General features: G+C 62.6%; 14 protein-coding genes. 9 read left to right on the top strand and 5 right to left on the bottom strand.

Translation table 11 applies throughout. From position 1 onward, the window contains the following. Positions 1-19 precede the first annotated feature (19 nt). Positions 20-778 carry a thioesterase II family protein gene (locus HZ99_RS27120; RefSeq protein ID WP_038447642.1) on the bottom strand — a complete coding sequence of 253 codons (759 nt, stop codon included), beginning with the start codon at positions 776-778 and terminating at the stop codon, positions 20-22. A 312-nt stretch (positions 779-1090) separates the two neighbouring features. Here HZ99_RS27120 and HZ99_RS27110 point away from each other — a divergent pair, with 312 nt between their 5' ends. Next, a complete protein-coding gene (locus tag HZ99_RS27110; RefSeq protein WP_029298131.1) occupies positions 1091-1642 on the top strand; it encodes an RNA polymerase factor sigma-70 in 552 nt (183 codons plus the stop codon). A 165-nt stretch (positions 1643-1807) separates the two neighbouring features. Here HZ99_RS27110 and HZ99_RS27105 read toward each other — a convergent pair whose 3' ends face one another. From HZ99_RS27105 to HZ99_RS27095, 3 genes are all read right to left on the bottom strand, one after another. Further along, complete coding sequence (locus HZ99_RS27105) at positions 1808-2821, bottom strand: GNAT family N-acetyltransferase (protein WP_038447636.1); 1014 nt, start codon at positions 2819-2821, stop codon at positions 1808-1810. 81 nt (positions 2822-2902) lie between these two features. Further along, positions 2903-3700, bottom strand: a complete 798-nt coding sequence (locus tag HZ99_RS27100) for a substrate-binding periplasmic protein (RefSeq protein WP_038447633.1) — start codon at positions 3698-3700, stop codon at positions 2903-2905. Positions 3701-3799: 99 nt separating this feature from the next. Next, a complete protein-coding gene (locus HZ99_RS27095; RefSeq protein ID WP_038447630.1) occupies positions 3800-4423 on the bottom strand; it encodes a TetR/AcrR family transcriptional regulator in 624 nt (207 codons plus the stop codon). Positions 4424-4580: 157 nt separating this feature from the next. Here HZ99_RS27095 and HZ99_RS27090 point away from each other — a divergent pair, with 157 nt between their 5' ends. The 8 genes from HZ99_RS27090 to HZ99_RS27055 all read left to right on the top strand — a co-directional run bounded on the left by HZ99_RS27090 (position 4581) and on the right by HZ99_RS27055 (position 13861). Continuing rightward, a complete protein-coding gene (locus HZ99_RS27090; protein ID WP_038447627.1) occupies positions 4581-6359 on the top strand; it encodes an acyclic terpene utilization AtuA family protein in 1779 nt (592 codons plus the stop codon). A gap of 12 nt (positions 6360-6371) precedes the next feature. Then, a complete protein-coding gene (locus HZ99_RS27085) occupies positions 6372-7244 on the top strand; it encodes an SDR family oxidoreductase (protein ID WP_038447624.1) in 873 nt (290 codons plus the stop codon). A 3-nt stretch (positions 7245-7247) separates the two neighbouring features. Next, a complete protein-coding gene (gene atuC / locus HZ99_RS27080) occupies positions 7248-8864 on the top strand; it encodes a geranyl-CoA carboxylase subunit beta (protein WP_038447621.1) in 1617 nt (538 codons plus the stop codon). 20 nt (positions 8865-8884) lie between these two features. After that, positions 8885-10042: a citronellyl-CoA dehydrogenase gene (gene atuD, locus HZ99_RS27075; protein WP_038447619.1), complete on the top strand. Its 1158-nt coding sequence runs from the start codon at positions 8885-8887 to the stop codon at positions 10040-10042. After that, positions 10039-10821 carry an enoyl-CoA hydratase/isomerase family protein gene (locus tag HZ99_RS27070; RefSeq protein ID WP_038447616.1) on the top strand — a complete coding sequence of 261 codons (783 nt, stop codon included), beginning with the start codon at positions 10039-10041 and terminating at the stop codon, positions 10819-10821. Before atuD ends, HZ99_RS27070 begins: the two co-directional genes overlap by 4 nt. Positions 10822-10981: 160 nt before the next feature. Continuing rightward, the gene (locus HZ99_RS27065) at positions 10982-12916 is read left to right on the top strand and encodes an acetyl/propionyl/methylcrotonyl-CoA carboxylase subunit alpha (RefSeq protein ID WP_038447613.1); all 1935 of its coding nucleotides are present in this window, start codon (positions 10982-10984) and stop codon (positions 12914-12916) included. Positions 12917-12986: 70 nt separating this feature from the next. Continuing rightward, positions 12987-13529, top strand: coding sequence for an exonuclease domain-containing protein (locus HZ99_RS27060; RefSeq protein ID WP_038447610.1), 543 nt, complete (start codon positions 12987-12989; stop codon positions 13527-13529). Between the two features lie 47 nt (positions 13530-13576). Beyond that, positions 13577-13861: a pyrimidine/purine nucleoside phosphorylase gene (locus tag HZ99_RS27055; protein ID WP_038447607.1), complete on the top strand. Its 285-nt coding sequence runs from the start codon at positions 13577-13579 to the stop codon at positions 13859-13861. Positions 13862-13925: 64 nt separating this feature from the next. On the opposite strand, the gene HZ99_RS27050 is transcribed toward HZ99_RS27055, so the two are convergent. Then, positions 13926-14732, bottom strand: coding sequence for an MOSC domain-containing protein (locus HZ99_RS27050; protein WP_038447604.1), 807 nt, complete (start codon positions 14730-14732; stop codon positions 13926-13928). Positions 14733-14735 lie beyond the last annotated feature (3 nt).

The following is a 14735-nucleotide window of genomic DNA, read 5'->3' as shown; positions in this document are numbered from 1 at the left end:
TGGGCGTGTGGCGGCGTGTTCAGCCAGCCGCCAGGGCCGCCCGCCGCGCAGCGCCATGGCGCCAGCGGGTCAAGTGTTCGTCGGCATAGCGCCGCACGCAGCGCAACAGCGAGCTTTCCTGCTGCACCAGGAAGAAGTGGTGCCCCTCGAACATGTCCAGGGAGAAACCGCTGGCGGTGTCTTCCTGCCAGTCGAGCAATTCGTCGGCACGCACGTCGTCTTGTTTGCCGCCAAACACATGGATCGGCATCGGCAGCGGCTCGCGCTCGCCGTATTGGAAACTGCCGCACAACAGGAAGTCGGCGCGCAGGATCGGTAAGGTCAGTTGCATCAACTCGCGATTGGCCAGGGCGTCTTCGGGGGTGCCCTTGAGCGTGCGCAGGCGTTCGATCAGTTGGCTGTCGTCTTTTTCCACGGCGTATTCACTGACATCCCGGCGCGCCGGGCCAGCAGTGGCCGAGGCAAACAACGCCAGGGGCGCAGGCAGGCCGCGCTCACGCAGGGCATGGGCCAGTTCGAAGGCCAGCAGGCCACCGAGGCTGTGGCCGAACAAAGCGTAGGGACCGTCGAGTTCGGTGCTGATCTCGCCGGCCAACTGCGCAGCCAGCACCTTGATATCGCGCTGCAAGGGTTCGTCCATGCGCATGCCACGCCCTGGCAGCTCCAGCGGGCACACCTGCAACCACTCGGGCAACGCCCGGCGCCAGCGGCTGTAGAACATGGCGCTGGCGCCCGAATAGGGCAGGCAAAACAGGCGCAAGCGGGTCGACGTGCTCATCTCAGACCACCCCTGCCTGGAACGCTGGGTTCTCGCGATACAAACGCATGTCGTCCTCCTCCAGGTGCAAATCCATGGCCGGCGTATTGGCTGGCCTGTCACCAATGAGAACGGATGGCACGGCAAAATAATTAGTCTGCAAGCCCGGGCCCGCACACAAAGAGAAGCGCTTCACCGTTTGCATTCCGGCATAAGATTAGTTCCACTTCTCATTTGACAATCATTATCATTAAGAATAATTTGTTGCCCGATGTGTAGGAGGCCTCAGCAGGGATGCCCTCCACTAACCTCATTTGCAGCAAGGTGATTTCCATGACGGAACAAGTATCCACAAGCAGGTGCGACTCACCGTTACTCCAGGCGTTTGTCGACAATCGACTGATTCTGGTCAAGATCGCAGCGCGCATTACCGGCTGCCGCTCCCGCGCCGAAGACGTAGTGCAGGACGCCTACTTCAGACTGCAATCGGCCCCGCAGATCACCTCATCGTTCAAGGCGCAACTGAGTTATCTGTTCCAGATCGTGCGCAACCTGGCTATCGACCACTACCGTAAACAGGCCCTGGAACTGAAGTACTCGGGCACGGAAGAGGAAGGCTTGAATGTGGTTATTCATGGCGCTTCACCGGAAACCTCGCACATCAACTTCTCCACCCTGGAAAACATCGCCGACGCCCTGACCGAGCTGCCCCAGCGCACGCGTTACGCGTTCGAGATGTACCGCCTGCATGGCGTGCCGCAAAAGGACATTGCCAAGGAACTGGGCGTTTCGCCGACCCTGGTCAACTTCATGATTCGCGATGCGCTGGTGCACTGCCGCAAGGTTTCGGGGACCCATAGCGATACCTTTGCCCGACGGGTCTGAGCTGTACTGCGCATTGAACACAAAGGCGGCCTGATCCTTGTAGGAGCCGGCTTGCCGGCGATGCTCGTTAACGATGACGCTGGATACCTGATACCCCGAGGTGTTCCCACTGGCGTCATCGCTGGCAAGCCAGCGCCTACATTGATCTGCCTTGGCCTGTAGCCCTCAGACCAACCCACACCGCTCAAAAAACCGCTCCCGCCCCAGGATCATCAACGCCGCGCGTTTGTGGGGGAAATCGAACTCCTTCTCGCAGTGAAAACACTGGTTCTGCATATGCCCGATCATCCTGGCGTTGTCGGCCCGCGGCTCTGCCACTACACGCTGGGTGCGCGGGTCGTCGAGGAACAGGTAGTGCACCAGCGCCGACAGCCAACTGGCAACCTTGTGCGGCCCGCGGTGATGCTCCTCCCCCACCAGCATATGGATACCCCGGTCGTAATCGCCCGCGTCATAGAACGGTGCGATGCGATCTTCCTTGGCCCAATACGCCTCGAAATAGGCAAAGGGCTCACCGTCGAAACAACCGATCAACGTCAAGGCATGCGGGTCAGCTGCCAGTTTTTGCAGATAGTCCCGGTGCTGCTCCAGGCTGCCGCTTTCCTGCCAGAAGTTGGCGACCCGCGCGCTGTTCTGCCAGCGATTGAAGCGGGCCAGGTCCACATCGATCTCCAGCGTGCGCAATGAGACCCAGGCGCCCAGGCGCGCATCGAAACGTCGATAGACCTCGCCACAGGGCTTGGGCGCCCGCACCGGATGGCGCTTACCATTGCTGATGATCATCTGCTGCGCATAGGCATCATTCGACGGCTGGGCCAACCACGGCTGTGGCAATTGCCAGAACAGGGTGCGCTCGCAACGCAACTGCCCCGCCACGTCCGTGGCCAGCAACAGGCCGCTGCGCAGGGCCTCATCAGGGGCATGTTCGAGATGCCAGAAGAGTTGCTGGCGTTCGGGTTCCCGGGCAAACAACCAATAACACGCGGCCCACAGGGCCTGTACCGAAGGCACCTCAGCGGGGTTTTGCAAATGCACCTCCAGCACTTCGCCGCGCCCAAGGCGCAGGCGCACCAGTGGCTGGCCTGCGAGGGTCAGGGTCAGGCGGCCATCGCTTTCGTCTGCGTTAAGGGCGGGCCCTGCCGGGAGAGGCAGGACTGACAAGTCTTGGGGATTGGGCATGGGAGGGGCTCACGGTAATCGTCGACAGTTAGACGAAGTGACGTGAACCGGTAGCAAAAATTTAAGCCGGTGTTGCCGGGATCACGGCGCGTCAGATACCGGCAGCACCTCGATGCGATACGGCTCGAAGATCTTCAACAGCTCGCCGCTCTCGCGCAGGCCCTTGAGCAACGCGGCAAACGCCGGGCCACTGATCGCTGCCTTGGGCCGCAGCAGCGCGTAGTGGTGGTAGACCTGGTCAATGCGTTCCGACACCAGGAACTGCCCGGCGGTATCGGCATTGCGCACCATGAAGTCACTGAGGTAGGAGCGCGTCACCAGGGCGATATCCGCCCGGCCACGAGTGACCATCAGCAAGTTGCTGTCGTGGGAATAGGTCAGCGTGGCGTTGAACTGCGCAGCCATGTACTTGGGGTCGGGGTTGAAGTTGGCAAAGGCGTAGTGATAACCGCTGAACACCGCCAGGCGCTTGCCCCTGAGGTCGGCGAAATACTCCTGGTCGCGACCGGGCTGGCGCCGGGCGACAAAAATCTCGGCGTCCTCCAGGCCCATGTCGATATTGGCATGAGGGATGTCCTGCCAACCCCATTGCGGGTTCTCGAAGATGGCCATGTCGACCCGGCCTTGCTCGAAATCACGAAAGCGCCGAGGAATGGAGGTCGGCACCAGCACGAACTGGTAGTCGGTTTGCGCACGGTTCAACGCCTCCACCAATTGCGGCAGCAGTCCAGTGTCGGCACCCTGCTCCGGGCGCACGGTGTACGGTGGAAAATGCGCGGCACCGATCCGTACCAATTGGGCCGCCGAAACCTGCGCCTGCCACAAGGTGCCCATCGCCAATACTGTAAGTCCTGCAGCCAGCCGCAAAGGCGAATACATCAGGCACACACCGTTCAAAATCTGAATCTCGCTAAGCTAGGCGTTTTTGTCTGTAGAGACAACTTTCTACCCGACAATAAAATGGCCTGCACACCCCGCCTAATCAGCCTTGAGTACCAGCAGCAACGCCTCATCGGCCAATTGTTCGAGGGTCATGCTGCCCTGGGCGCGGAACCAGGTCGTGGTCCAGGACAGCGCCCCGGTCAGAAAACGCCGAGCGATAAACACATCGCCCTTGATGTAACCCGCCTGCTTGGCCTCCCCCAGTACTTGCAGCCAGATGTCCTCGTAGACGTCGCGCAACGCCAGCACCTGGGCTTGCCCTTGCGCCGACAACGAGCGCCATTCATACACCAGCACCGCCATGGCTTCGCCGCTACCGCCCATGATCGACTGCAACTCGCAGCGAATCAGCGCCAGCACCCGCTCGCGTAGGTTGCTCGCCTCGGCCAGGGAGGCGCGCATCATCGCGGTGTTGTAATGGATGGTTTCTTCCATCACCGCCCGCAGGATTTCGTCCTTGCTCTTGAAGTGGTGAAAGATGCTGCCGGACTGGATCCCCACCGCACTGGCCAGGTCACGCACGGTGGTGCGTTCAAAGCCCTTGTTGCGAAACAGGTGAGCCGCGGTCTGCAGCAGCTTGCCCCGGGCGCTGTCGGGGTCGGTCAGTTGCCCGCCGGCCACCATGGTGCGCATCACCTCCAGGGCTTTTTGCTCATCCATGCTGCTCTCCTCAACTACTTTGATTGCGTCGTGGCCGGCAATTTAGGCCGTGACAGCCACCCAAGCAAGCGCTTGGACAAAAGTTATGACCAGCGTTTACAAACCAAGCGCTTGCTTGGTAGTCTCGGTCCAACGATTTTCCAGAGAAGAACGTCCCATGGATAAGACCGTCCGTATCGGCTGTGCCAGTGCATTCTGGGGCGACACCTGCACCGCCGCCGCGCAGTTGGTGCAAGGTGGCGCGCTGGATTACCTGGTGTTCGACTACCTGGCAGAAGTCACCCTGTCGATCCTCGCCGGGGCGCGAATAAAAGACCCCCAGGCCGGCTACGCCACGGACTTCGTCGAAGTGCTGGGGCCCTTGCTCGGCGATATCCAGCGCCAGGGCATCCGGGTGATCAGCAACGCCGGGGGCATTCACCCCCAGGCCTGCGCCGCCGCATTGCAGGCCGCCTGCGACCAGGCCCGGGTACCGTTGAAAATCGCTGTCGTGCTGGGCGATGACCTGCAACCGCAGTTCAAGCAGTTGCAGGGCATCAGCGATATGTTCAGCGGCGCGCCTTTGCCGGCGATGTGCGTGTCCACCAACGCCTACCTCGGCGCACCGGGCATCGTCCAGGCCCTGCAGTTGGGTGCCGATATCGTCATCACCGGGCGCGTGGTAGACAGCGCGGTGGTCAGCGCGGCCCTGGTGCATGAATTCAACTGGTCGTGGCAGGACTACGACCGACTGGCCCAGGCCGCGCTGGCCGGGCATATCATCGAATGCGGCGCGCAGTGCACCGGTGGCAACTTCACCGATTGGCGCGAGGTGCCGGACTACGAGCACATCGGCTTCCCGATTGTCGAAGTCAGCGCTGACGGCCAGTTCACCGTCAGCAAAGTGCCGGGCACGGGCGGCTTGATCAGCGAACTGAGCGTCGCCGAACAACTGCTGTATGAAATCGGCGACCCGCGCGCCTATCTGCTGCCGGATGTGATCTGCGACTTCAGCCAGGTCACGCTGGAGCAGCAAGGCAAAAACCGTGTGCGCCTGTGCGGCGCCAAAGGGCTGGCGCCGACCCACCAATACAAAGTCAGCGCCACCTACCCCGACGGTTTTCGTTGCACCGCCAGTTGCCTGCTGGCCGGCATCGATGCGGTGGCCAAGGCCGAACGGGTCAGCCAGGCGATCATCAACAAGACTTCAGAGCTGTTCAGCCAGCGCGGCTGGGCGCCCTACACCGAGGTCAACATTGAATTGCTCGGCAGCGAAGCCACCTACGGCGCCCACGCCCGGCGCCAGGACTGCCGCGAAGTGGTGCTCAAACTGGCGGTGCGCCACCCAAGCAAGCAGGCACTGGCGCTGTTCGCCCGGGAAATCGCCCAGGCGGCCACCGGTATGGCGCCGGGGCTGACCGGCATCGTCGGCGGCAGGCCCACCGTGTACCCGCTGATCCGCCTGTTTTCATTCCTGATCGATAAAAGCGTGTGCAGCCTGAGCGTCGACTTCCAAGGGCAGTCCCACCCCTGCGAACTGCCTGCTACCACCGCCCTGGGCACGCCCCACGTACCACTCGACCCGCCCAGGCCTGAAGGCCTCGCCGATGCCAGCGTACCCCTGGTCAAACTGGCCGTGGCGCGCTCCGGTGACAAGGGCAACCACAGCAACATTGGTGTGATTGCGCGCCGGCCCGAATACCTGCCATGGATTGCCGAAGCCTTGACCCCAGAAGTGATCGTCGACTGGATGAGCCATGTGCTCGACCCGCTGCACGGACGTGTCCAGCGCTGGTACCTGCCCGGCAGCCATAGCCTGAACTTCCTCCTGGAAAACGCCCTGGGCGGCGGTGGCATCGCCAGCCTGCGCATCGACCCCCAAGGCAAGGCCTTCGCCCAGCAACTGCTGGAAATCCCGATTGCCGTGCCCCGCCACCTCGCTGATCAACTCAACTAAGGGACTCTCGCCGTGGCCTTCGACTCGATCTTCAAAGCCGACTTGTTCCAAGGGCAAACCATTATCGTCACCGGCGGCGGCAGCGGGATTGGCCGTTGCACCGCCCATGAACTGGCGGCACTCGGCGCCCATGTGGTGCTGGTGGGGCGCAAGCCGCAAAAGCTGCAACAGGTCACCCAGGAAATCAGCGAGGACGGTGGCCGCGCCAGCTGGCAGGCCTGTGATATTCGCGATGAAGAGGCGGTAAAAGCGCTGGTCAGCCACATCATCGAGGCACACGGCCCGCTCCATGGCCTGGTGAACAACGCAGGTGGCCAATACCCCTCGCCCCTGGCATCGATCAATCAAAAAGGCTTTGAAACGGTGTTGCGCACCAACCTGGTGGGCGGTTTCCTGATGGCCCGGGAGGTGTTCAATCAATCGATGAGCAAGCACGGCGGCGCCATCGTCAACATGTTGGCCGATATGTGGGGCGGAATGCCCGGCATGGGCCACTCGGGCGCGGCGCGCTCGGGGATGGACAATTTCACCAAGACTGCCGCGTTCGAGTGGGGCTATGCCGGGGTACGGGTCAACGCCGTGGCGCCAGGCTGGATTGCCTCCAGTGGCATGGACACTTACGAAGGCGCGTTCAAGGCGGTGATCCCGACCCTGCGCGAACATGTACCGCTCAAGCGCATTGGCACCGAATCGGAAGTCAGCGCGGCGATTGTGTTCCTGCTCAGCCCCGCCGCCGCGTTCGTCAGCGGCAGCACGTTGCGCATCGACGGCGCCGCCAGCCTGGGCAGCCGCGCCTGGCCGCTGCACAAGGCGCAGCCGCCGAGCCCGTCATTCAATGGTTTTCACCGCGCCTACCTGCCGGATGTGCTCAAGGAGGGGCAGTAAACTATGCCCGTCATCGACGCCTTACTTGACGCCCACAGCCCGCAGTTCGCGCAGAACCGCGAGGCCATGCTCACGGCCATCAACCACCTGCGCCAACTGGAACAGAACCTGTTGGACAAGGCCACCTCCGCCAAGGGCAAGTTCGACAAACGCGGCCAACTGCTGCCCCGTGAACGCCTCAACCTGCTCCTCGACCCCGGCGCGCCCTTCCTCGAACTGGCGAGCCTGGCCGGCTACAAGCTGCACGATGACAAGGACGGCAGCGCGGCCGGTGGCGGCTTGATTGCCGGTATCGGTTACGTCAGCGGCGTGCGCATGTTGGTGGTGGCCAACAACAGTGCGATCAAGGGCGGGACGATTTCCCCGAGTGGCCTGAAAAAATCCCTGCGCCTGCAACAGATCGCCATGGAGAACAAACTGCCGGTGGTGACCCTGGCCGAAAGCGGCGGCGCCAACCTGAATTACGCGGCGGAGATTTTCGTCGAAGGCGCACGCAGCTTTGCCAACCAGGCGCGGATGTCGGCCATGGGCCTGCCGCAGATCACTGTGGTCCATGGCTCCGCCACCGCTGGCGGTGCCTATCAGCCAGGCCTTTCGGATTACGTGGTGGTGGTGCGCGGCAAGGCCAAGTTGTTCCTGGCCGGCCCACCGCTGCTCAAGGCCGCCACCGGCGAAGTGGCGACGGATGAAGAACTGGGCGGCGCCCAGATGCATGCGCAAACCGCGGGCACCGCCGAATACCTTGCCGAAAATGATGCTGATGGCGTGCGCATCGTGCGCGAGATTGTCAGCCTGTTGCCGTGGGACGACCGACTGCCGCCCCAGCCGGCGCGGACCTACGCCGAGCCGCTGTACCCCATTGAAGAACTGCTGGGCTTGATCCCCGATGATCCGAAAAAGCCCTATGACGTGCGGGAAATCATTGCGCGTATCGCCGACGGCTCCAACTTCCTCGAATTCAAGGGCGAGTTCGACCCCCACACCGTCTGCGGCCACGTGCAGATCCAGGGCCGCGCCTGCGGGTTTATCGGCAACAACGGCCCCATCACGCCCAAGGGCGCGAGCAAGGCCGCGCAGTTTATCCAGCTGTGCGACCAAAGCCAGACGCCACTGCTGTTTTTCCACAACACCACCGGTTTTATGGTGGGTACCGAATCCGAACAGCACGGTGTGATCAAGCACGGCGCAAAGATGATCCAGGCGGTGGCCAATGCCCGCGTGCCCAAGCTCACCGTGGTGGTCGGCGGCTCCTATGGCGCTGGCAACTATGCGATGTGCGGCCGTGGCCTGGACCCACGCTTTATCTTCGCCTGGCCCAACAGCCGCACTGCCGTGATGGGCGGCGCCCAGGCTGGCAAGGTGCTGCGCATTGTCACCGAGGCCAAGCAATTGAAAGATGGCCTGGTGCCCGACCCCAAGGTGCTCGACATGCTCGAACAGGTCACCGCCCAGAAACTCGATAGCCAGTCTACGGCCCTGTACGCCAGCGCCAACCTGTGGGACGACGGGCTGATTGACCCACGGGACACCCGCACGCTGCTGGGCTACCTGCTGGATATCTGCCAGGAGGCCCAGGTGCGCCAATTGCAACCCAACAGCTTCGGCACAGCGCGTTTTTAACGATCAGGAGAACAATAAAAATGATCTTTACCCAAGAACACGAAGAGCTGCGCCGCACCATACGGGGCTTTGTCGAACGCGAGATCAACCCCCACGTCGACGAATGGGAAACAGCCGGGCACTTCCCTGTCCACGAGATTTTCCGCAAGGCCGGCGACCTCGGCCTGCTGGGCATTTCCAAGCCCGAGAAGTTCGGCGGCATGGGCCTGGACTACAGCTACTCGATAGTCGCGGCCGAAGAGTTCGGCACCATCCGTTGCGGCGGTATCCCGATGTCCATCGGCGTGCAGACCGATATGTGCACCCCGGCCCTGGCCCGTTTCGGTTCCGACGAGCTGCGCGAGGAGTTCCTGCGACCGGCCATCAGCGGCGAACAAGTGGGTTGCATCGGCGTCTCGGAAACCGGTGCCGGCTCCGACGTGGCCGGCCTGAAAACCCACGCCCGCAAGGACGGCGACGACTACGTGATCAATGGCAGCAAGATGTGGATCACCAACGCCCCCAGTGCCGATTTTATCTGCCTGCTGGCCAACACCTCGGACGGCAAGCCACACATCAACAAGTCACTGATCATGGTGCCGATGAACACCCCCGGCATCAGCGTCAGCCCGCCCCTGGAAAAGCTCGGCATGCACAGCTCGCAAACCGCCCAGGTGTTTTTCGATGACGTGCGCGTGCCCCAGCGCAATCGCATCGGCCATGAAGGCGCAGGGTTCATGATGCAGATGCTGCAGTTCCAGGAGGAACGGCTGTTTGGCGCGGCCAATATGATCAAGGGCCTGGAGTTCTGCATCGACAGCACCATCGCCTATTGCAAGGAGCGCCAGACCTTCGGCAAGGCCTTGATCGACAACCAGGTGATCCACTTCCGCCTGGCCGAACTGTCCACCGAGATCGAATGCCTGCGCGCCCTGGTGTACCAGGCCACCGAGCAATACATCAAAGGCCAGGACGTGACGCGGCTGGCCTCGATGGCCAAGCTCAAGGCCGGGCGCCTGGGCCGCGAAGTCAGCGACAGCTGCCTGCAATACTGGGGCGGCATGGGCTTTATGTGGGACAACCCGGTGGCCCGCGCCTATCGCGATGTGCGCCTGGTGTCGATTGGCGGCGGCGCCGACGAGATCATGCTGGGGATCATTTGCAAACTGATGGGCACGCTGCCGGGGAAAAAGTCATGAGCACCTGGGAAACCCTGTTGCTGGAACCGCACAACGGTGTGCTGCACATCACCCTCAACCGTCCCCAGAGCCGCAATGCCATGAGCTTGCAGATGGTCAGCGAACTGCGCACGGTGCTGACGGATGTGGCGCATGACGAGCACATGCGAGCGCTGGTGATCAGTGGCGCCGGCGGGCACTTCTGTGCGGGCGGTGATGTCAAGGACATGAACCGCGCGGGCAGCCGCGAGGGCTTGCGTGATTTGAACCGGGCGTTTGGCGCCCTGTTGCAAGAAGTCGAAGCATTGCCGCAGGTGGTGATTGTGGTGTTGCAGGGCGCAGTGCTGGGCGGTGGGTTGGGCTTGGCGTGTGTCAGCGACATTGCGATTGCCGACCACCAGGCACAGTTCGGCTTGCCAGAAACCAGCCTCGGCGTGCTGCCGGCACAAATCGCGCCGTTTGTGGTGCGGCGTATCGGCCTGACCCAGGCCCGACGCCTGGCGCTGACCGCAGCGCGGTTTGATGGGCTCGAGGCGCAACGCCTGGGGCTGGTGCATGTTGTCGAGCATGACCCCCAAGGGTTGGCGCAGCGCTTGGATGAGGTGCTGGGGCAGGTGTTGCGCTGTGCGCCGCAGGCCAATGCCCGGACCAAGGCGTTGCTGCTCCAGAGCCTGGATCAGCCGTTGGAACCGCTGCTGGATCAGGCTGCCGATTGGTTTGCTGAAGCGGTGACCGGGGACGAAGGGACTGAAGGGACGCAGGCGTTTGTCGAGAAGCGCAAGGCCAGATGGGTAATTTGATCTTGAAAACGCCCCATCCCCTGTGGGAGCTGGCTTGCCTGCGATGCGGGCACCTCGGTCTGTCAGGGATACCGAAGTGATGCAATCGCAGGCAAGCCAGCGCCTACACAAGCCCCGCAGGGGTGCAAGTGCTGCGTAACCAATCAGACAGGGACCCACAATGCCCAGCTTCAATAAAATACTGATCGCCAACCGCGGCGAAATCGCCTGCCGGATCCAGCGCACCGCCCAAGCCTTGGGCTACCGCACCGTGGCGGTCTATAGCGAGGCCGACGCTGACGCCCTGCATGTACAGATGGCCGACGAAGCCGTGAACATCGGCCCTGCCCCGGTGCAGCAGTCCTACCTGAACATCCCGGCGATTCTCGACGCTGCGCGCCTCACCGGCGCCGACGCGGTCCACCCAGGCTACGGCTTTCTCTCGGAAAACCCCGTGTTCGCCAAGGCCTGCATCGCCGCCGGCCTGGTCTTTATCGGCCCCAGCGCCCACGCCATTGAATTGATGGGCAGCAAGCGCCTGTCGAAAATCGCCATGCTCGAAGCCGGTGTACCGTGCATTGCCGGCTACCAGGGCAGCGCCCAGGACGACGCCACCTTGCAAAGCGAGGCCGAGCGTATCGGTTACCCGCTGATGATCAAGGCCAGTGCCGGCGGCGGCGGACGTGGCATGCGCCTGGTGCACACGCCTGTGCAGCTGCTCGAACAACTGCACACCGCACGCTCCGAAGCCCTGAATGCCTTTGGCAGCGACGAACTGATTCTGGAGCAGGCGTTGATCGCGCCACGCCATGTGGAAATCCAACTGTTCGGTGATGCCCACGGCAACCTGATCTACCTGGGCGAACGTGATTGCTCGATACAGCGTCGCCATCAGAAGGTCATCGAAGAAGCGCCCTGCCCGACCATGACCGCCGAACTGCGCCAGGCCATGGGCGAGGCGGCACTCAAGGCCGGACGCGCAGTGGAGTACGTCGGCGCCGGTACCGTGGAGTTCCTGCTGGAGCCGAACGGACGGTTCTACTTTCTCGAAATGAACACCCGCCTGCAGGTGGAGCACCCGGTCACCGAACTGATCACCGGCCTGGACCTGGTGGACTGGCAACTGCAAATCGCCGCCGGCCAGCCCCTGCCGTTGCGTCAGGACCAGGTGACGTTGACCGGGCATGCCATGGAGGTGCGCCTGTACGCCGAAGACCCGGCCCGGGGTTTCTTGCCACAAACCGGCGAAGTGCTGCGCTGGGAGCCGGCTGCCGGCGTCAGGGTCGACCATGACTTGCAGGCCCCCCAGAGCATCAGCCCGTTCTATGACCCGATGCTGGGCAAGATCATCGCCCAGGGTGCCACCCGCGAAGAGGCGCGACGCAAACTGCTGCGTGCGGTGCAGGACTGTGTGCTGCTGGGGATTCCCAGCAATCAACGGTTACTGGTGGACTTGCTTGGGCACCCGCAGTTTGTCGCGGCGGATTTCAGCACCGGTTTTATCGCCGAACACTTCAGTGAAATTGCCCGCCCCGTCATCAGCGACGAACAACTGGCAGTGGCCGCCGCACTGTTCTATCGGCACAGCGCGGCAGTGCATCGCCCCGCCCTGGCAGGCTGGCGCAACAATGCCAGCGTGCCCTGGACCTATCGCCTGGGTATCGATGAGCACCTTCATGAGGTCAGCGTCCAGCTATTGGCGGACGACCATTTGCACGTCGGCAACATCGATATTCACCTCCTCGACAGTGATGGAGGCTGGGCCAGCCTGGTCATCAACGGCATTCGGCAACGGCTTGCCTATCACCTGCAGGGCATCCAGCTCTGGCTGTCGCACGCCGGTCACAGCCTGCGCGTGTGCAATCAAACGCAAACCGTGGCCAGCCGTGAAACACCAGCCAGCAACGGCACGGTCAAGGCGCCGATGGACGGTGCCATCACCCTGGTGCAGGTGGCCGAAGGGGATGTGGTGACCAAGGGCCAACTGCTGCTGGTGCTTGAAGCGATGAAAATGGAGCACCCGCTCACGGCGGGTATCGACGGAGTGGTCAAGGCCATTCAGGTCACAGCAGGCGATCAAGTGCGCAATCGCCAGGTATTGCTGCAGATCGAGTAGCCCCGGGCGGAACTACCAGGCTTGGCTACGCTCTATCCCCATCAGGAAGGGATGAGTACGGGAACCTGCGATGCCTCATTGGCTGATTATTGATCTTGAAGCCACAACGGATGAAGGCGGCTGGCCCGTGTCGGAGATGGAGATCATCGAAGTCGGCGTGAGCCTGGTCAACCGCCAGGGCCGTGAGCTGGACCACTTCCAGCGCTTCGTGCGGCCCTTGCGCCGCCCGTTGTTGACACCGTTCTGCCGCCAGTTGACGCATATCAACCAGGCCAATATCGACAGCGCGGCGCCCTTGACCGAGGTCTGGCCGCTGTTCGAACGCTGGCTGGGCCAGCATCACCCGCGCCTGGAAGGCTGGGCCAGTTGGGGCGACTACGATCGCCAGCAACTGGAGCTGGAGTGGCAGCGCCATGGCCTGGCCAGCGTGCTTGGCCAGACACCCCATGTGAACCTCAAGCAACGCTTCGCCAAGGCTCGGCGCCTGGACAAGCCGCTGGGACTCAATGGCGCGTTGCAACTGGCGGGCATGCAGTTCAACGGCCAGCAACACCGGGCACTGGAAGATGCGCGCAATACAGCGCGTTTGCTGCCGTTGATTTTGCCCGTGTAGAAGGCATACTGGCCGGCCTTTCTTGCCCCTTTTTCGAGGATTCACCCATGTTCAAAGTCAATGAGTACTTCGACGGCACCGTCAAGTCGATCGCCTTCGGTACCACTGAAGGCCCGGCGACCATCGGCGTCATGGCCCCGGGTGAATACGAATTCGGCACGGCCCAGCGTGAAATCATGCACGTGGTCTCGGGCGCGCTGACCGTCAAGCTGCCAGGCAGCGACAGCTGGGAAACCTTCGCCGCCGGCAGCCAGTTCAATGTGCCCGCCGACAGCAAGTTCCAGCTCAAGGTGGCCGTGGACACTGCCTATCTGTGCGAATACCGCGGCTAAGCCTTCCCCACGCACAAAAAAATGCCCGTCTCACCAGAGACGGGCATTTTTCATCGGGCCTGGGTTACTCGAGGATCGTCACCGGCATGCCGACTTCCAGGTGGCCAACCCCGTCATTGACCAGGTTCTGGCCGAACATCACGCCATCGGGCTCCTTGCGGTAGGTTTCCAGGGTCGCCAGCGGCTGGCGGTCGGCACTGCGCTCTCCGGTCGCCGGGTCGATGGTGGTAAGGATGCAACGCGAACAGGACTTGACCACCCGCAACTCCACGTCACCAATGCGCAGGCGCTTCCAGCCATCCTCGGCAAAGGCCTCGCTGCCTTCGATCACCAGATTAGGGCGAAAGCGCAGCATTTCCATAGGCCGGCCAATACGCTGGGACAGGTCGTCGAGGGAGGCCTGGCCGATCAGCAACAGCGGAAAACCGTCAGCGAACGCGACCTGATCATCATCCTTGCCGTAACCGGCCGCCGTGGTGCGCGCCCGTTCCAGGGGCACCTGTACCAGGCGGGTGGGTTTGCCGATGAACCGGCTGACCCAGTCGGCGGCCTCATCCCCAGCGTCCGGTACCCGCAAGGTATCGCGCCAGATGGTGACACCCCGCAGCTCGGCATCCGCACCGGGCAACGCCACATCCAGGGTGGGCAGGCCTGCACCGTTCAAGGTCAGGCCACCGGCGCTATTCCAGAGGGCCGATAGCTGGCTCATCTGCGCCACTGCGCGCTGAGTCAGGAAACGCCCGCTGGCTTCGTCCACCAACATCCAGCGTCGATCCCCCTCCACCCCCAGTTTGTCCAGGCCAATATTCGCCAAGGTCTGCGCCTTGCCCGACTTCAAGGGGTACCGATACAACGCGCTGAGACGAAGCATAAG

Source organism: Pseudomonas fluorescens, assembly GCF_000730425.1.
GTDB lineage: Bacteria > Pseudomonadota > Gammaproteobacteria > Pseudomonadales > Pseudomonadaceae > Aquipseudomonas > Aquipseudomonas fluorescens_X.
The sequence above is the reverse complement of the archived record's forward strand: the minus strand, read 5'-3'. Positions and strand labels throughout refer to the sequence as shown.

Coding starts and splice junctions, on each gene's coding strand:
- HZ99_RS27120 (WP_038447642.1), bottom strand. CDS start 778: ATGAGCACGTCGACCCGCTTGCGCCTGTTTTGCCTGCCCTATTCGGGC.
- HZ99_RS27110 (WP_029298131.1), top strand. CDS start 1,091: ATGACGGAACAAGTATCCACAAGCAGGTGCGACTCACCGTTACTCCAG.
- HZ99_RS27105 (WP_038447636.1), bottom strand. CDS start 2,821: ATGCCCAATCCCCAAGACTTGTCAGTCCTGCCTCTCCCGGCAGGGCCC.
- HZ99_RS27100 (WP_038447633.1), bottom strand. CDS start 3,700: ATGTATTCGCCTTTGCGGCTGGCTGCAGGACTTACAGTATTGGCGATG.
- HZ99_RS27095 (WP_038447630.1), bottom strand. CDS start 4,423: ATGGATGAGCAAAAAGCCCTGGAGGTGATGCGCACCATGGTGGCCGGC.
- HZ99_RS27090 (WP_038447627.1), top strand. CDS start 4,581: ATGGATAAGACCGTCCGTATCGGCTGTGCCAGTGCATTCTGGGGCGAC.
- atuC (WP_038447621.1), top strand. CDS start 7,248: ATGCCCGTCATCGACGCCTTACTTGACGCCCACAGCCCGCAGTTCGCG.
- atuD (WP_038447619.1), top strand. CDS start 8,885: ATGATCTTTACCCAAGAACACGAAGAGCTGCGCCGCACCATACGGGGC.
- HZ99_RS27070 (WP_038447616.1), top strand. CDS start 10,039: ATGAGCACCTGGGAAACCCTGTTGCTGGAACCGCACAACGGTGTGCTG.
- HZ99_RS27065 (WP_038447613.1), top strand. CDS start 10,982: ATGCCCAGCTTCAATAAAATACTGATCGCCAACCGCGGCGAAATCGCC.
- HZ99_RS27060 (WP_038447610.1), top strand. CDS start 12,987: ATGCCTCATTGGCTGATTATTGATCTTGAAGCCACAACGGATGAAGGC.
- HZ99_RS27055 (WP_038447607.1), top strand. CDS start 13,577: ATGTTCAAAGTCAATGAGTACTTCGACGGCACCGTCAAGTCGATCGCC.
- HZ99_RS27050 (WP_038447604.1), bottom strand. CDS start 14,732: ATGCTTCGTCTCAGCGCGTTGTATCGGTACCCCTTGAAGTCGGGCAAG.